Consider the following 16,138-nt stretch of genomic DNA (forward strand, 5'->3'; position numbering starts at 1 on the left):
GCATGACCCATCCCACCCGCTCCGCGCCACGGCTGACGCCCGATCGCCTCAACGACGAGACCCTGCTGCTGCTGCCCGAGGAGGTGCTGCTCCCCGAGGGCTGCCAGAAGCATCAGGCGGTACTGGTCGCCGCGGGCAAGTTCCAGGAGGTGGGCGATGCCACGGCCCTGTGCCGCCGCCACCCGGAGCTGACCCCCATCGAACTACCAGGGCACTTGCTGATGCCGGGGCTGATCGACACCCACCACCACCTGACCCAGTCCCTGGGCAAGTCCCTGGTGTTCGGCGAACCCTCGGAGATCTTCAAGCGCATCTGGATTCCCCTGGAGGCCAGCCTCGACGAGGAGCTGCTGCACCTGTCGGCCAAGCTGGCGGCCCTGGAGGCGCTGCGCGGCGGCTTCACCACCGCCGTGGATGCCGGCACCCGCTCCGCCGCCGATATGACGGCCATCGCCCGGGCCGCCGAGGAGACCGGCCTGCGCTGTGTGCTGGGGATGATCTGCAATGACCTGGGCGGCGGCGCCAGCGACTCCGACCCCGAGGCCAGGACGGCGATCCTGCAACGGGCCGAGCGGCACCTGGCCCAGTGGCAATCCCACCCCCTGGTCAGCCCGTCGCTGGCGGTATCGATCCCCGAGGTGGCCAGCGACGCCATGCTGCACGCCGCCTCCGCGCTGAGCGCGGAGGCGGGGGTGATCTTCCAGACCCATGTCAACGAGCACCTGCAGGCGGTGGAACGCTCCCTGGTGGCGCGCCGCCAGCGCCCCCTGGAGCACCTGCATGCGGTCGGCGCCCTGGGCCCCCAGGCCCTGGTGGCCCATGCCACCCTGGTCACCCCGGACGAGCTCAACCTGCTGCGCGACACCGACACCGCGGTGGCCTTCAATCCGGTGGCCAGCAGCTGGAAGGGCAATGCGGTGGCCCCGGCCCTGCAGATGGCGGCGCTGGGAATCCGCCTCGGCCTGGGCACCGACGGTACCCGCAGCGACGGCTTCCGCCTGCTGGATGCCGCCGAGACCAGCCAGCGCCTGGCCTTCGGGCTGGCCAGCGGCGACTCCTCCTGCGGCGGCGGCTGGCGCTGGCTGGAGCAGGCCACCCGCGGCGGCGCCGATGCCGCGGGGCTCAAGGGCCTGACCGGCGAGATCGCCCCGGGGCTGGCCGCCGACTTCCTGCTGGTGGACCTGGAGGTGCCGGAGATGACGCCCTCCTGGGATCGCCCCTGGGAGCTGGTGCGCTACGCCAGCCGTGACCAGATCACCGCCGTCTTCACCAACGGTCGCCTGCGCCTCTGGCAGGGCTGGCCCCTGGAGTGGGATGGTCGCGCCCTGCTGCGCCGGGTGCGCGAGGCCGCCGCCGCGGTGCGCGAGGCGCCGATCTATCGCGTCCACCCCGAGGCCAGCGAGCACCGCGCCCGCAGCCGCGGCAAGGCGATGATCGCCGAGGCCCTGGATAGCGCGAGGCGCCAGCATCATGGGTGATGTCACGATCTTCCTGACCCTGGCCCTGGCCACCGCCGTGGCGGCCTTTATCCAGGGCGCCGTGGGCATCGGCTTCGCCCTGGTGGTGGCGCCGGTGATGGGGCTGCTGCGACCGGACCTGCTGCCGGTCGCCCTGCTGATCCTGATGCTGCCCCTCAACGGCTATGTGGGGCTGCGGGAACGCGACGCCATCGACTGGAAGGGGGTGGGCTGGGTCAGCCTGGGGCGCCTGCCGGGGACCCTGGCAGGCCTGGGCATCCTGGTGGTGATGTCCGCCGACGGCCTCAACCAGGTGATCGGCGCCTCCACCATCCTCGCCGTGCTGGCGGGGCTCTTCGCCCCGGTCTTCCAGCCCAATCGCAGCGCCTGCGCCGCGGTGGGCCTGGTCACCGGGGTCACCGAGACCGCCACCGGGGTCGGCGGCCCGCCGCTGGCGCTGCTCTACCAGCACCGCCCGGGGCCGGTGCTGCGCGCCACCATCGCCCTGTGCTTCCTGGTCGGCGAGCTGATCTCCCTGGCCATCCTCGCCCTGGCCGGCCAGTTCCAGCCCCATCAGTGGCTATGGGCCCTGGCCCTGCTGCCGGCCCTGGCCGTGGGCAGTATCGCCAGCCGCCTGGTGCATCATCGCCTGGATGCCCGGCGCATGCGCCTGGGGGTGCTGACCTTCGCGCTGATCTCCGGCATCGTGCTGCTGATTCCCCGCTGACTTAGCGACCGGCTCGGCGACTGACTCGGCGACTCGCTCAACGGCTAACTCAATGATAACGCCGCGCCAGGGCCTCGGGGCTAGCGCCCAGCCAGTAGGCCAGGCGCAGCCGCCACATCAGCAGGATGGTGCGACAGACCCCGCGGCGCTCCCAGCGCCGCCCGGAGGTGGTGACGGTCAGGCGCAGGCAGCGCGATCGGCCGCGGCGCTTGAGGCGCCGGGAGAGCTCGATATCCTCCATCAGCGGCTGGTCCGGGTAGCCCCCCACGGCGTCGAAGGCCTGTCGGGTAACGAAGATCGCCTGGTCGCCGGTGGCGATGCCGGTCAGCCGCGAGCGCCGGTTCATCAGCCAGGCCACCCAGCGCAGCAGCGGGTGGCGACCCTCGATACGTACATCGAAACGCCCCCAATCGCCCGTCGCCAGGGCCGCCAGCAGGGCGGCGCGGCCGCCCTCGGGAAGCCGGGTATCGGCATGCAGGAAGAGCAGCCGCGGTGCCAAGGCCACCGCGGCGCCGGCATTCATCTGGGCGGCGCGGCCCCGGGGCGACTCGATCAGGGTCCCCCCGGCGGCCCGGGCCAGCGCCGGGCCGGCATCCCGGCTACCGCCATCCACCACCAGGATCTCGTCCCCGGCGGCGCGGTACTCGGCCAGGGCGGCGAGCAGCCCCGGCAGGTTCTCGGCCTCGTCGAGCACCGGGATCACGATCGCCAGGGCGGGCGTCACCCCAGTCGGGCTCATTCTAGTGGGCCTCGTCCCAGTTGGCGCCGCTCTCGGCCTCGACGATCAGCGGCACGCGCAGCTCGGCGGCGGCGGTCATGCGCGCCTTCACCGCCGCGATAAAGTCGTCCACCTGGGCCTCGGCCACCTCGAAGACCAGTTCGTCGTGGACCTGCATCACCATCCAGGCGTCGACGTCCTCGGCCTGCCGCAGCCAGGCATCCACCTCGATCATGGCGCGCTTGATGATATCCGCGGCGGTGCCCTGCATGGGGGCATTGATGGCGGTGCGCTCGGCGCCCTGGCGGCGGGCGCGGTTCTGGGCATGGATCTCCGGCAGGTAGAGGCGCCGGCCGAAGACGGTCTCCACATAGCCCTCCTCGGCGGCCTGGGCGCGGATGCGTTCCATATAGCGAGCCACCCCGGGGTAGCGGTCGAAGTAGCGCTCGATATAGGTCTGCGCCTGGTTGCGCTCCAGGTGCAGCTGGCGCGACAGCCCCCAGGCGCTCATGCCATAGATCAGCCCGAAGTTGATCGCCTTGGCGCTGCGCCGCTGGTCCGGGGAGACCTTGTCCAGGGGTACCCCGAAGACCTCGGCGGCGGTGGCGGCGTGGATATCGCGTCCCTCGGCGAAGGCGTTCAGCAGCCCCTGGTCCTCGGAGAGATGGGCCATGATGCGCAGCTCGATCTGCGAGTAGTCGGCGGCGACGATGCGGTAGCCGGGACGCGCCACGAAGGCCTGGCGGATCTTGCGTCCCTCTTCCGTGCGGATGGGAATATTCTGCAGGTTGGGGTCCGAGGAGGAGAGCCGCCCGGTGGCGGTGACCGCCTGGTGATAGCTGGTATGCAGCCGCCCGGTGGCCTTGTTGACCAGCCGCGGCAGCTTGTCGGTGTAGGTGGAGCGCAGCTTGGCCAGGCCGCGGTGCTCCATGATCACCTTGGGCAGCGGGTAGTCGAGGGCCAGCTCCTCGAGCACCGCCTCGGCGGTGGACGGCGCCCCTTTGGGGGTCTTCTTGAGCACCGGGATCTTCTGCTCCTCGAAGAGGATCTGACCCAGCTGCTTGGGGGAGCTCAGGTTGAACTCGCGGCCGGCGAGCTCATAGGCCTCGGCCTCCAGGGCCTGGATGCGCGTCGCCAGCTCCCGGCTCTGTTCATGCAGGCGCTGGGCATCCAGGGCCACGCCATGGCGCTCCATGCGCGACAGCACCGGGATCAAGGGCCGCTCCAGCGTATCGAGCACCTCGGCCAGGCGCCCCTCCGCCTCCAGGCGCGGGCGCAGGGTCTGGTGCAGGCGCAGGGTGATATCCACGTCCTCGCAGGCATAGGGCACCGCCTGCTCCAGGGCGATCTGGTTGAAGGTGAGCTGCTTGGCACCCTTGCCGGCGACCTCCTCGAAGGAGGTGGTCTTCTCGCCCAGGTACTTCAGCGCCAGGGAGTCCATGTCGTGGCGGGTGGCGGTGGAGTCCAGCACATACGACTCCAGCATGGTGTCGGTCAGCGGCCCCACCACGCGGATAGCGTAGTTGGCCAGCACCGAGATATCGTACTTGAGGTTCTGGCCGATCTTGCCCTTGGCGGGGTCCTCCCAGAGCGGCTTGAGGGCCTCGAGCACCGCCTGCCGGTCGAGCTGGGCCGGGGCATCCAGGTAGTCGTGGGCCAGGGGGATATAGGCCGCCTCACCGGGCGCGAGCGCCAGCCCCACGCCGACGATCTCCGCCTGCATATAGTCGAGGCTGGTGGTCTCCAGGTCGAAGCAGAAGGTCTCGGCGGCCTCCAGGCGCGCCAGCCAGGCATCGAAGTCGCCCTGCTCGAGGATCACGCTGTCCTGGCGCTGGGCGCTCGTCGGGGACGCCTCGCCCTCCGCCGCGGCCGAGGTGCCCGTGGCCACGTCATCGACGCCCTCGTCCTTGCCCTCGAGCAGCTCCGCCAGCCAGGTCTTGAACTCCAGCTCCCGGTAGAGCTCCACCAGCCGGTCGCGCTCCGGGTGGGCGATATCCAGGTCGTCGAGGCCCACCGGCAGCTCGCAGTCGGTCTTGATGGTGGCCAGTTGATAGGAAAGGAAGGCCTGGTCGCGATTCGCCTCGAGCTTCTTGGGCAGGGTCTTGGCGCCGCGAAAGCCCAGGCTGGCGACCGTCTCCAGGTCGGCGTAGATCGCCTCCAGGCCGCCGCCCATGCCCTGCAGCAGGCCGAGGGCGGTCTTCTCGCCGACCCCGGGCACGCCGGGGATGTTATCCACCTTGTCACCCATCAGGGCCAGGAAGTCGATGATCAGCGACGGCGGCAGGCCGAACTTCTCCTCCACTCCGGCCTCGTCCAGGGTCTCGCCCTTCATGGTATTGACCAGGGTGATATGCCGATTGACCAGTTGGGCCATGTCCTTGTCGCCGGTGGAGATCACCGCGTCGCGGCCGGCCTCGGTGGCATGGCGGGCCAGGGTACCGATGACGTCATCCGCCTCGACCCCCTCGATGCACAGCAGCGGCAGCCCCAGGGCGCGGATGCAGTCGTGGAGCGGCGCCACCTGGGCGCGCAGGTCGTCCGGCATGGGCGGGCGCTGGGCCTTGTACTCGGCGTAGAGGTCGTCGCGGAAGGTCTTGCCCTTGGCATCGAAGACCACCGCCATGGGGCTGTCCGGGTACTCCTTGATCAGGCTCTTGAGCATATTGAGCACCCCCTTGACCGCGCCGCTGGGCTGCCCCTTGGAGGTGGTCAGGGGCGGCAGCGCATGGAAGGCGCGATAGAGGTAGGAGGAACCGTCGACGAGAACGATGGGGGGCTTGGCCATGGGCGGAATATCCAGTTGCGGCGGCAATATCGTGGGCCCATGATACGCAGCGGCGGCGGCCGCGTCAGGCCGGGACGCCATCACGCGGGGAATTCCCCCGGGCAAGTCGGGGTCCTATACTACGAACGGCGTTTCTTAACCTCGGAGGTCGTTATGCCATTGCCCCGCCCGCTCCTCGCCCTGGGACTTGCCGCCCTCCTCGCCTCAGGCAGCGCCACGGCCCAGGCGCCGCAGGTCACCGAGCGCCAGGAGGCCCAGCGCACGCTGCGCGAATACCGCCTCAACGGCCAGCTCTACGCCATCGAGGTGCGCCCCGCCCAGGGCGAGCACTACTTCCTGGTGGATCGCAACGGCGACGGCAATTTCCAGCGTCAGGCCGGCAACGGCGTGGAGATCCCCGCCTGGGTACAAGAGCGTTAAGCCCCCTCGGTCCATACTCCTGGAATGGCTAAGGGGCGCTGGGGGCAGGATGGAGCGGGGTTTTTTGCCAGGGATGGCAAAAGTAGCGCCCAGGGAAGGGTTTACAGCGCCCCGCGACGGCCTGCCCCCAGGGTAGCCCCGGGCCTCAGAGCAGGAAAGTGTACTGGCTGAGATAGGCTCGAGAGCCATATCAGCAGGGATGCATCACCCGGGCAAGCGAGTACAATAGGCGGCCTGATAATCCGGGCGAGAGACTCATGGCCGTATTCACCCCGCTGAGCGAGACTCAGGTCGCAGACTTTCTGGAACGCTTCGATGCCGGCACCCTGACCCGACTCGAGGGCGTGGCCGGCGGCACCGAGAACACCACCTACTTCGTCACCACGGATCGCCGTGAGCTGGTGCTGACCCTGTTCGAGCAGGGCGAGCACGAGGAGCTGCCCTTCTTCGTCGAGCTGCTCGACTACCTGGACGAGCACCGCCTGCCGGTCCCGGGCCCCTTGCACGACCGCAACGGCACGGCCCTGCAGAGCCTGGCCGGCAAGCCGGCACTGCTCTTCCCGCGCCTGCCCGGCAAGCACCCCAAGGCCCCCAACCTGGCCCAGTGCCGGGCCCTGGGCGATGCCCTGGGGCGCCTGCATGCGGTCTCCCGCCACTTCCCGGGGCACCGTCCCAATCCCCGCGACCTGAACTGGCTGGTGGCCATGCACCACCGGGTGCTGGTCTATCTGTCGCCGGAGGATCAGGCGCTGATGAAGGACGAGGTGGAGACCTACCAGGGCGTCTTCGGCGACGCCTCGAGCCTGCCCCAGGGCGCCCTGCACGGCGACCTCTTCCGCGACAACACCCTCTTCGAGGGAGATCGCCTGGGCGGGCTGATCGACTTCTACAATGGCTGCACCGGCGACCTGCTCTTCGACCTGGCCATCGTCATCAACGACTGGGCCTGCGACGCGCAGGGTCGCCTGGACGCGGCCCGCTACGAGGCGCTGCTCGGCGCCTACCAGGACCGCCGCCCGCTCAGCGACGAGGAGCGCAAGGTATGGCCGATGATGCTGCGCCTCACCGCCCTGCGCTACTGGCTGTCGCGGCTGCTGGTGGTCTATGTGGACCCGCCGGCCCACGACCTGACGCCCCATGATCCGCAGCAGTTCCGTAGCATCCTGCTGGAGCGCATCCAGCACGGCGCCCTACCCTTGCCCGAACGGAGCCAGCCATGACCTCACCCGCCGCCAAGGCGCGCCGCACCTACAATATCGACCAGTGGGGCAGCGGCTATTTCGATGTGGACGATAGCGGCCAGGCCCTGGTCCGCCCGCTGGGCAGCGAGATCGAGGGCCCGGCCCTGCCGCTGCGCGGCCTGGTGAGCCAGCTGCGCGAGGCGGGCCTGCGCCTGCCGGTGCTGGTGCGCTTCTCCGATATCCTGCATGACCGGGTCGAGCAGCTCTGCGCCGCCTTCGACTTAGCCATGCGCGAGGAGCGGTACGACGGTGGCTATACCGCCGTCTACCCGATCAAGGTCAACCAGCAGCGCCGGGTGGTGGAGGAGATCCTCGCCACCCAGGAGCGCGGTCACGGCCGGGTCGGCCTGGAGGCGGGCAGCAAGCCGGAGCTGCTGGCGGTGTTGGCGCTGTCCGGCGACGGCTCCTCGCTGATCGTCTGCAACGGCTACAAGGATCGCGAGTACGTGCGCCTGGCGCTGATGGGCGAGAAGCTCGGCCATCGGGTCTACCTGGTGGTGGAGAAGTTCTCCGAACTGGACATCATCCTCGAGGAGGCCGAGCGCCTGAAGGTCAAGCCACGCATCGGCCTGCGCGCCCGCCTCGCCTCGGTGGGCCGCGGCAAGTGGCAGGACACCGGCGGCGAGAAGTCCAAGTTCGGCCTGACCGCCAGCCAGGTGCTCGGCGTGGTGGAGCGCCTGGAGCAGAGCGACGCCCTGGCCAGCCTGCAACTGGTGCACTTCCACCTGGGTTCGCAGATCGCCAATATCCGCGATATCCAGCGCGGCCTGCGCGAGTGCGCGCGCTTCTACCAGAGCCTGCGGGAGCTGGGCGCCCCGGTGGACACCGTGGACGTGGGCGGCGGCCTGGGCATCGACTACGAGGGCACCCGCTCACGCAGCGAGTTCTCCATCAACTACTCCATGCGCGAGTACGCCAGCAACGTGGTCTGGGCCTTCCGCCAGGCCTGTGAGGATCAGGGGCTGCCCCACCCCCACCTGATCAGCGAGTCGGGGCGCGCCCTGACCGCCCACCATGCGGTGCTGATCGCCGATGTGATCGGTGAGGAGCGCACCCCCACCCGGGCGCCGGAACCGCGGGTCGAGGGCGATCCCCAGGTGGACGAGCTGCGTCGGGTGCATGATCGCCTGGAGGCGATGCGCGAGCCCCGCGGCCTGGTGGAGGCCTACCACGACCTGGTCCAGGCCATCGGCGAGTTGCAGGACCGCTTCGTGATGGGCCTGGCCGGCATCGAGGCCCGGGCCGAGGGCGAGGCGATCTACTTCGCCGCCTGCGAGCGCCTGCGCGAGCGCCTCAATACCCGCAACCGCGCCCACCGCGAGATCCTCGATGAGCTGGCCGAGAAGCTCGCCGACAAGCTGTTCGTCAACTTCTCGCTGTTCCAGTCGGTGCCCGACGTCTGGGGCATCCGCCAGATCTTCCCGGTGCTGCCGCTGAGCGGCCTGGATCGCGAGCCGACCCGCCGCGCCGTGGTCCAGGACATCACCTGCGACAGCGACGGCCGCATCGACAACTACGTCGACGGCGAAGGCGTGGAGACCACCCTGCCGCTGCCGGAGTGGGCCGACGACGAGGAGAAGCTGCTGGGCTTCTTCCTGGTGGGGGCCTACCAGGAGATCCTCGGCGACCTGCACAACCTGTTCGGCGACACCGACTCGGTGGACGCCGCCCTGGACGGCGACGGCCGCTGGGCGCTCTCCGAGGCGATCCATGGCGATACCGTGGCCCAGGTGCTGCGCCACGTGAACTTCGATACCGAGGTGCTGCGCCGCCACCTGGCCGGCCAACTGGCGGCCAGTGGCCTGGAGGCCGACGAGCGGGAGGCCTTCCTGGAGGATCTCTCGGCGGGGCTGGAGGGCTATACCTACCTGGAGTAGGCCCTGCTCTCAGCCCTAACGACGGAGGCCCCGCAGCGTTGCTGCGGGGCCTCCTGCGTTTGCTGGGCCTTGCCGGCGTCGGGCCCTAGTCGACGACTCGGGTGACCACTTCCAGGCCGCCGGTCAGGGTAAAGTGCAGCTCGCTGCCCCGGGGCAGCTCGCCGACCCCGGCGGGGGTGCCGGTGATCACCACGTCTCCCGGCTCCAGGGTGAAGTGGCGGCTGATCTCGGCCAGCAGGGTGGCCACCGGGAAGATCATGTCGGCGCCCTCGCCATACTGGCGACGCTCGCCGTCGATATCCAGGCTGAAGGTCAGGGCGCTCCAGTTGGGCACCCGCTCCAGGCGCAGGAAGTTCGACAGCGGGCAGGCCCCGTCGAAGGCCTTGGCGACCTCCCAGGGGTGGCCCTTCTCCTTGAGGCGCGACTGGACGTCGCGCAGGGTGAGATCCAGGGCCAGGCCGATCCCCACCACGCCGCGCTCCGCCTCGGCGGCGGTGGCATCGCTCAGGGTCTCGCCGATCAGCAGCGCCAGCTCGGTCTCGAAGTGCACCTCGCCCCGGGAGAAGGGGGCATCGATGGGCTCGTCCAGGGCCACGGCGCTGGTGGCCGGCTTCATGAACAGCAGCGGCTCGCTGGGTACCGGGTTGTCCAGTTCCTTGGCATGGTCGACGTAGTTGCGGCCGACGCAGACGATCTTGCCGAGCGCCTGGGAAAAGTCCTGGCCATCGGTGAAGCGGGGTACGAAGCGCATGGGGTCTCCTGAGCAGGCAGCGGCGGCGCCGAGGCGCCGCGGGATTGACCACAGTCTACCCGATTCCGGCGCCACCGGGAGGCCGGCCGACGCCCCTCAGGGCGACCAGCCGGATCCCGGGCGATGGGCCAGGAAGTCGGGACGCGGCGCCTTGGCCGCATAGGGGGCCACGCAGGCGTTGTCGCGACGATTGAAGACGAAGAAGACGTTGCTGCGCGGGTCCGGCGACATATTGGCATTGGAGCCGTGCAGCACATTGCAGTCGAACAGTAGCAGGCCGCCGGCGGCCCCCGTGGGCGCCTCGATGCCGCCACGCCGAATCAGTCGGCTCAGCGCCTCGCGGCCCGGCACCCCGAAGCGTTGCCGCTTGAGGGACTGCCTGTGATGAGCCTCCGGGGTCTCCCCCAGGCAGGGCACGAAGACCCGATGGGAGCCGGGGATCAGCATCAGTGGGCCGTTGAAGGCGTGGTTCTCGGTCAGGACGATGGAGGCGCTGACCGCATGCATGGCCGGCATGCCATCCTCGGCGTGCCAGGTCTCGAAGTCGGAGTGCCAGGCGAAGCCCTGGCCCTCGAAGCCCGGCTTGTAGTTGATCCGCGACTGATGCACATAGGCCTCGCCGCCGAGGATCTGTGCGACCCGCCGGGTGAGGCGCGGATCCTCCGTCAGGCGCCGGAGGCGCTCGGAGAGGAAGTGCACCGCGAACAGCGAGCGGATCTCCTGGCTGTGCGGCTCGGTGACGGCGAACTCCTCGCCGCGGAAGTCGTCCCGATCCAGCAGGGCGGCCAGCTCCTCGCGCAGCGCCTCGACCTCCTCAGCGTCGAGGAAATCGGGCTCGAAGAGGAAGCCCTTGTCCTCGAACTCGTCGAGCTCGGCCGCGCCGAGGGGGCCGTCCAGGTCACGCCCCTTGACCACCGCCTCCTGGCGCTTCAGCCAGGGCATGTCGAGGGGCCGCGCCAGCCGGGTGGGATAGGGGTCCTGGTGCTGGTTCAGGGGGGTGTTAGCGGTACGGGATGCGGTCTGTACTGACATCCAAATCACCTCCAGAGGCTCGTGATCGGGTTCTCAGGTTCAGTCCGGCAGTACGGTGAAGTGCCGAAAGTGCGCCGACAATCCGGGCGCAGCGTTACCGAGGTAGGGGCACCGGAAGCGGCTTTCAAGTCCGCCCGGACGGGCGGCGAGTACCCTGTGGGCAAGATGTCGACGTTTTGTCGGCAAGCACAAAAAAGCCGCCTCATGGGCGACTCTTCTGATGTGCATACGGTGTTGATCGGATTGCAATTTCGTTGGTGCCGGCACCAGGAGTCGAACCCGGGACCTACTGATTACAAGTCAGTTGCTCTACCAACTGAGCTATGCCGGCTTGGGCACTGCCTTGCAATCCTGCACCGTATGTACAGTGCTACGAGAAACTGGGTTGGCGAATGGCTGGGGTAGCAGGATTCGAACCTGCGCATGCCGATACCAAAAACCGGTGCCTTACCACTTGGCGATACCCCAGCAGCGTGGTGGCCAGAGAGGGAATCGAACCCCCGACACGGGGATTTTCAATCCCCTGCTCTACCGACTGAGCTATCTGGCCCCTGCCAACGGAGACGTATTTAACTAGAAAGCTTTCTTCCGGTCAAGCCTTTTTCTTTCAAAACCTTGGCGGCCTAGTTCGAGGGGGGCACATAGCCTTCCGCCTGGTCGGTGTCGCGGTTGTCCAGGAAGCGCTCCAGTTGCTCCATCAGGTAGGCCCGCGCCTCCGGGTCGAGCATATTGAGGTGCTTCTCGTTGATCAGCCGGGTCTGCAGGGCCTGCCACTCCTCCCAGGCGCGCTTGGAGACGGTGGCCTGGATCTCCTGGCCCTTCTTGCCGGGCAGTGGCGGAAAGGGCAGGGCTTCCAGCTCCTGCTGGTACTTGCGGCACATCACGGTCTGGGTCATGGGGTATCTCCTGTAGCAGTCTGTCGGGGTTAGCCGAGAATCACGGATTTCGAGTCAAATTTATCGATCGATTGAGGCGAATAGCGAGCTATTTAACGAAATCGATCGAATGAAGTTGGCCGGAAGCCCGGGATTCGCAGTCGATCAGTGTTAAGTCCGACAGACTGCTTGGGCATCAGGCCAGCAAGTCATCGCCGAGGGTGTCCAGCAGCGCCTTGACCGGCGCCGCCAGCCCCACGCTGGCCGGTTGTCGGGGGTTGTACCAGAGGCTGCCCGACTCTGTCACTGCCGCCAGGCGCCGGGTACGCGCCGGGCGTGGGGTGATCTCGAGGCGGAAGTGGCTGAATACATGGGTGAAGGAGGACCAGGGCGCCTCCAGCTCGGCCCCGGGCGCATGGCTATCGAGCCAGGCCAGGAGGGCCGCCTCCTCCTCGAACTGGGGAAAGCACCAGAGCCCGCCCCATAGCCCCGTGGGGGGCCGCTGCTGGAGCAGTACCCGCCCCTCGGCGTCGCGCAACAGCAGCATCTGGGTGACACGCCGGGGCGTCGCCTTCTTCGGCTTGGCCTCGGGGAAGCGCCGCTCCTCGCCCCGGGCATGGGCCAGGCAGACATCATCAAAGGGACAGCGCCCACACTCGGGCTGGCCGCGCCGACACAGGGTGGCGCCCAGGTCCATCATCGCCTGGGTGTAGTCGGGGAGCCGTGCCTCGGGGGTGTAATGCTCCGCCAGGGCCCACAGGTGCCGCTCCACGGCGCTGCGCCCCGGCCAGCCGGGCAAGGCATGCAGCCGGGTCAGGGAGCGCTTGACGTTGCCGTCGAGGATCACCGCCCGGCGACCGGTGCTGATGGCGATGATGGCCCCGGCGGTGGAACGGCCGATGCCCGGCAATGCGGCCATGGCGTCCAGGCTGTGCACCGGGAAGTCGCCGTCGTGCTCGCTGACCACCTCCCGGGCGGCCTTGTGCAGGTTACGGGCCCGGGCGTAATAGCCGAGGCCGGTCCACAGGTGCAGCACCTCGTCCTGGGGCGCCTCGGCCAGGGCCTCCACCGTCGGGAAGCGCGCCATGAAGCGCTCATAGTAGGGGATCACCGTGGCCACCTGGGTCTGCTGCAGCATGATCTCCGAGACCCATACCCGGTAGGGGCTCTTGTCCTGCTGCCAGGGTAGCCGCTTGCGGCCATGGGCGTCGAACCACGCCAGCAGGCGGCGCTGGAACTCGGCGGAAGAGAGTAAGGGAAACACGGTCTGGTCGTCGGTCATGGGCGGTCACGCATAAAAAAGCGCCGACACGGGGTCGGCGCAGGGACTGGCTTTCTGATGCTCAATCAAAGAGACCCCGCAGGGTGTCGCGAAGTTCCTCGCCGGCACCCTCGCCGAGGCGCTCCTCGAGCCCCTGGGTGGCGTCATCCAGGCGGCGCTCGACCTCGCGGCTGACGCGGTCGGCGGCCTCGTCACGCACCAGGCCGGCCACCGCGTCGCGGAAGGCCTGGCGATCGAAGCGGCACCAGTCGCCGCTGGCCTCGTCCAGGCTGCCGACACAGCGCACCGGCAGCGGCACCCGTTCAAGGCGCGGGTTGACCGAGCAGGCGGCGTCGGCGGTATCCACGAAATGCGCCCGGGCGGCATAGTCGAAACGCCGAGTCACCAGGTTGAGCTCACCCTGGCCGCCCAGGACGATGCCCGGCACGGCGATATCCAGGTCCTCGTTATGTACCACGCCGTCGCGGATCACCAGGCCGGCCTGGGCGCGCTCGAAGCGGGTCTCGTCGCTCCACTGGCGTTGACTCTGCTCGCCCTCCAGGGTCGCCACCAGTTCGCACATCTGGCGGGAGACATTGACGTCGAGCATGGCGCCATCCTCGATATCCAGGGCCAGCCGGCCGTTGAGGTGGTTGGGCCAGCGCTCGATCCGATCGCCCCGGGTGGTCAGCTCGCCCTCGAGGTTGAGGCGACCGCGCAGCGGCGACGTCTCTTCCAGCAAGGCCTCGTAGACCGGGGCCACCCGCACCCGCTCCAGGCGGGGGGTCAGGGACCAGCGAACCGGCGTCTCGCGCTGATCGAGGCCACCGCTGGCTTCCAGGGTGCCGTCATAGAGGCGCGCTTCCAGGCGTTCCAGGCGATGCCGCTGGCCCTCGCCGGCCAGTACCAGACGCACCTCGTCGAGCTCCAGGGCAAAGGCCTCGAGCTGGCCCAGGGACAGCTGCCCGTCGAGGTCGAGCCCTTGCAGCCACTCCAGCGACAGGGCACCCGCCTCGTCGTCTTCGGCATGGGCCGGCGCGACCCCGGGCAGGGCCGCCTGGGCCTCGGGTACCGTCTCCGCCGGCAGGTAGCGATCGAGATCGAAGCGATCGCCCTGCAGGTCGAACCCGAGCGCCGAGCCATCCAACTGCCCCCCCAGGCGGCCGGTGAAGGTGGCGCCATCCAGCACCAGGGTCAGGTTGGTCAGTTCGAGCCGCGAGGGGTCTCCGCGCAGCGGACTGGTCAGGGCCACATCGGTGAAGACGTTGTCATCACGCGTCTCGGGCAGGACATCGAAGCGGCTCAGCCAGGGACGCAGGGAGAGCGGCGCCAGGCTCACCTGGCCGGTGTACTGGGGCGCCTCGAACAGCTCGCTGGCGGTGAGGTTGCCGCTCAGCCGCAGGCCATCGGGGCCTTCCAGCTGCAGCTCGCGGAGCATGACTTCCTGAGCCCCCAGATCGGCATCGGCGACGAAGGCGAAGGAGAGCGGCAACTCCGTCTTACCCAGCTCGGGGTGGGAGAGCCCCAGTTCCAGCCGCCCCCCCTCGGCGCGATAGCGCCCCAGGGCCGGCTCGGCCACCAGCTCCGCCAGGCTCAGGTCGACACGCTGGCGATGCCCCTCGAGTTCGGCCAGCTCGGTACGGGTGGTCAGGCTGGCATTCTCCAGTTGATAACGCCCGTCGCCGAGCCCCAGGCGCACCCGGCCGTCGAAGCCCACCTCACTGGTGTAAAGGGGCGCGTCCTGTGCCTGATGATCCTCGGGATAGGTCCTCAGGGTGAAGCCACCGCGCAGCGGGAAGGCACGACTGGGATTGACCTGGGTACCGGTGACCTGCAGCGCCTCGGCGTAGAGGTGCAGCGCCTGCTGGCGATCCTCGAAGCTGACCCGGCCATCGCGCAGTTGAACGCTGGCGATATTGAGGGCCACCGCCATGCCGGCATCGCCCGGGGCAAGGCCGGCGGCGGCCGGTGCCAGCACCCGTTCGGCGGCCTCCTCACCATCGAGACGCTCGAGCAGGGTCTCCCAGTTACCGCGCCCCTCGGCGTCACGCTCCAGGTTGAGGCGCATGCCATCCAGGGTCAGACCCTCGATGGCGATCATGCCGCGCAGCAGGGGCGTGAAGGCCAGGCTCACCTCGGCCTGGGAAAACGCCACGAAGGGCGCCTCCTCCAGCGCCTGCTCCGGCAGCCAGGCCTCGGCCTCGGAAACACTGACCCCCAGGCGGGGGTAGAAGGACCAGCTCAGGGGGCCCTCCAGGGCCAGCTCCAGGCCGCTCTGGTCGCGCACCACCTGAATCAGTCGCGGCTTGAGATCATTGGGGTCGAAGAAGGTGGTGACGTAGATCACCGCCGCCACCATCACCAGACCCAGCACGCCGACCACCGCCAGCAGGGCTCGCAGCAAGGCTCTCATGGGGTGCCTCCCGGGGCCGGGTGTTCGAATTCGAAGTAACTGCCATCCGCCGCCGGACGATAGCCCAGCCGCGACAGCAGCAGTTGATCGTCCATGGTCAGGGTCTCGCTGGCGATACGCAGCACCCGCCCTTCCCGGTTGGCGGCCTCCCCCACCAGGGCCAGCAGGCGGGAGCCCACGCCGCGGCGGCGGGTGGTCTTGCGCACGCAGAAGTTGGCCAGCCACCAGGCCTCGGGGTCTTCGGTGACCGCCACGGCGCCCAGCAGGCGATCATTGAAGCGGGCACAGCAGAAGGTGCCCCGGGACTCCAGGTGCTGGCGGATATAGTCATCGGCGGGTAGCGGCAGGCGCTGCGCCGGTGCATCGGCATAGATACGCGAGAGGTCGAGGGCCACCTGGGCATCCGCTGCCCAGGTGGCATGATCGACCCTGTGAAGGGTAACCGGCATGTGCTATCTCCATGGGCCGGAGCGGCGGCTCCGGCCGCCCATCGATGCCAGGCATTGTAGCGGATGGGGGGGGCGATTCTCTATAATGGAGGGCTCGACAGGGGCCCGCCCTCGCGGGAGCCCTGCCCTACC

At 69.0% G+C, this 16,138-nt stretch carries 13 protein-coding genes and 3 tRNA genes; 5 read left to right on the plus strand and 11 right to left on the minus strand.

Translation table 11 applies throughout. The features are described 5' to 3' along the window. Positions 1–2: 2 nt before the first annotated feature. Together ACZ5EF_RS18125 and ACZ5EF_RS18130 are read left to right on the plus strand one after the other, a co-directional pair. Positions 3–1,478 (plus strand): amidohydrolase family protein, encoded by a 1,476-nt coding sequence (locus tag ACZ5EF_RS18125; protein ID WP_346063653.1) that lies wholly within the window; start codon positions 3–5, stop codon positions 1,476–1,478. Continuing rightward, positions 1,471–2,184: a sulfite exporter TauE/SafE family protein gene (locus ACZ5EF_RS18130; protein WP_346063652.1), complete on the plus strand. Its 714-nt coding sequence runs from the start codon at positions 1,471–1,473 to the stop codon at positions 2,182–2,184. The genes ACZ5EF_RS18125 and ACZ5EF_RS18130 overlap by 8 nt, the downstream gene beginning before the upstream one ends. Before the next feature lie 49 nt (positions 2,185–2,233). Here the strand turns inward: ACZ5EF_RS18130 and ACZ5EF_RS18135 are convergent, their stop codons facing one another. Together ACZ5EF_RS18135 and polA are read right to left on the minus strand one after the other, a co-directional pair. After that, positions 2,234–2,923 (minus strand): TIGR04283 family arsenosugar biosynthesis glycosyltransferase, encoded by a 690-nt coding sequence (locus tag ACZ5EF_RS18135; RefSeq protein WP_346063651.1) that lies wholly within the window; start codon positions 2,921–2,923, stop codon positions 2,234–2,236. 1 nt (position 2,924) lies between these two features. Beyond that, entirely contained in the window at positions 2,925–5,687 is a 2,763-nt protein-coding gene (gene polA / locus ACZ5EF_RS18140; RefSeq protein WP_346063650.1) for a DNA polymerase I, read from the minus strand. Positions 5,688–5,840: 153 nt separating this feature from the next. Between polA and ACZ5EF_RS18145 the strand changes: the two genes are divergently transcribed. The 3 genes from ACZ5EF_RS18145 (at position 5,841) to speA (ending at position 9,225) form a co-directional block, all read left to right on the plus strand. Beyond that, positions 5,841–6,107: a DUF2782 domain-containing protein gene (locus tag ACZ5EF_RS18145; protein ID WP_346063649.1), complete on the plus strand. Its 267-nt coding sequence runs from the start codon at positions 5,841–5,843 to the stop codon at positions 6,105–6,107. A 257-nt stretch (positions 6,108–6,364) separates the two neighbouring features. Beyond that, complete coding sequence (locus ACZ5EF_RS18150; protein WP_346063648.1) at positions 6,365–7,327, plus strand: homoserine kinase; 963 nt, start codon at positions 6,365–6,367, stop codon at positions 7,325–7,327. Then, entirely contained in the window at positions 7,324–9,225 is a 1,902-nt protein-coding gene (gene speA, locus ACZ5EF_RS18155) for a biosynthetic arginine decarboxylase (protein WP_379729888.1), read from the plus strand. Before ACZ5EF_RS18150 ends, speA begins: the two co-directional genes overlap by 4 nt. Before the next feature lie 85 nt (positions 9,226–9,310). On the opposite strand, the gene ACZ5EF_RS18160 is transcribed toward speA, so the two are convergent. The 9 genes from ACZ5EF_RS18160 to ACZ5EF_RS18200 form a co-directional block, all read right to left on the minus strand. Next, a complete protein-coding gene (locus ACZ5EF_RS18160) occupies positions 9,311–9,976 on the minus strand; it encodes a fumarylacetoacetate hydrolase family protein (RefSeq protein ID WP_346063710.1) in 666 nt (221 codons plus the stop codon). A 96-nt stretch (positions 9,977–10,072) separates the two neighbouring features. Continuing rightward, positions 10,073–11,008: an ectoine hydroxylase gene (thpD, locus tag ACZ5EF_RS18165; RefSeq protein WP_346063647.1), complete on the minus strand. Its 936-nt coding sequence runs from the start codon at positions 11,006–11,008 to the stop codon at positions 10,073–10,075. Positions 11,009–11,263: 255 nt separating this feature from the next. Next, positions 11,264–11,339, minus strand: a tRNA-Thr gene (locus tag ACZ5EF_RS18170). Between the two features lie 62 nt (positions 11,340–11,401). Continuing rightward, positions 11,402–11,476, minus strand: a tRNA-Gln gene (locus tag ACZ5EF_RS18175). A 6-nt stretch (positions 11,477–11,482) separates the two neighbouring features. Further along, positions 11,483–11,558: transfer RNA gene (locus ACZ5EF_RS18180), tRNA-Phe, on the minus strand. A gap of 73 nt (positions 11,559–11,631) precedes the next feature. Next, entirely contained in the window at positions 11,632–11,904 is a 273-nt protein-coding gene (locus ACZ5EF_RS18185; RefSeq protein WP_146803005.1) for an oxidative damage protection protein, read from the minus strand. A gap of 175 nt (positions 11,905–12,079) precedes the next feature. After that, on the minus strand, positions 12,080–13,165 hold the full coding sequence (gene mutY, locus ACZ5EF_RS18190; protein ID WP_346063646.1) for an A/G-specific adenine glycosylase: 1,086 nt from the start codon (positions 13,163–13,165) through the stop codon (positions 12,080–12,082). 61 nt (positions 13,166–13,226) lie between these two features. Continuing rightward, positions 13,227–15,557 carry an AsmA family protein gene (locus ACZ5EF_RS18195; RefSeq protein WP_346063645.1) on the minus strand — a complete coding sequence of 777 codons (2,331 nt, stop codon included), beginning with the start codon at positions 15,555–15,557 and terminating at the stop codon, positions 13,227–13,229. Then, complete coding sequence (locus ACZ5EF_RS18200; RefSeq protein WP_346063644.1) at positions 15,554–16,006, minus strand: acetyl-CoA sensor PanZ family protein; 453 nt, start codon at positions 16,004–16,006, stop codon at positions 15,554–15,556. The genes ACZ5EF_RS18195 and ACZ5EF_RS18200 overlap by 4 nt, the downstream gene beginning before the upstream one ends. Between the last annotated feature and the right edge of the window lie 132 nt (positions 16,007–16,138).

The organism is Bisbaumannia salifodinae, from assembly GCF_055388505.1.

Coding starts and splice junctions, on each gene's coding strand:
- ACZ5EF_RS18125 (WP_346063653.1), top strand. CDS start 3: ATGACCCATCCCACCCGCTCCGCGCCACGGCTGACGCCCGATCGCCTC.
- ACZ5EF_RS18130 (WP_346063652.1), top strand. CDS start 1,471: ATGGGTGATGTCACGATCTTCCTGACCCTGGCCCTGGCCACCGCCGTG.
- ACZ5EF_RS18135 (WP_346063651.1), bottom strand. CDS start 2,923: ATGAGCCCGACTGGGGTGACGCCCGCCCTGGCGATCGTGATCCCGGTG.
- polA (WP_346063650.1), bottom strand. CDS start 5,687: ATGGCCAAGCCCCCCATCGTTCTCGTCGACGGTTCCTCCTACCTCTAT.
- ACZ5EF_RS18145 (WP_346063649.1), top strand. CDS start 5,841: ATGCCATTGCCCCGCCCGCTCCTCGCCCTGGGACTTGCCGCCCTCCTC.
- ACZ5EF_RS18150 (WP_346063648.1), top strand. CDS start 6,365: ATGGCCGTATTCACCCCGCTGAGCGAGACTCAGGTCGCAGACTTTCTG.
- speA (WP_379729888.1), top strand. CDS start 7,324: ATGACCTCACCCGCCGCCAAGGCGCGCCGCACCTACAATATCGACCAG.
- ACZ5EF_RS18160 (WP_346063710.1), bottom strand. CDS start 9,976: ATGCGCTTCGTACCCCGCTTCACCGATGGCCAGGACTTTTCCCAGGCG.
- thpD (WP_346063647.1), bottom strand. CDS start 11,008: ATGTCAGTACAGACCGCATCCCGTACCGCTAACACCCCCCTGAACCAG.
- ACZ5EF_RS18185 (WP_146803005.1), bottom strand. CDS start 11,904: ATGACCCAGACCGTGATGTGCCGCAAGTACCAGCAGGAGCTGGAAGCC.
- mutY (WP_346063646.1), bottom strand. CDS start 13,165: ATGACCGACGACCAGACCGTGTTTCCCTTACTCTCTTCCGCCGAGTTC.
- ACZ5EF_RS18195 (WP_346063645.1), bottom strand. CDS start 15,557: ATGAGAGCCTTGCTGCGAGCCCTGCTGGCGGTGGTCGGCGTGCTGGGT.
- ACZ5EF_RS18200 (WP_346063644.1), bottom strand. CDS start 16,006: ATGCCGGTTACCCTTCACAGGGTCGATCATGCCACCTGGGCAGCGGAT.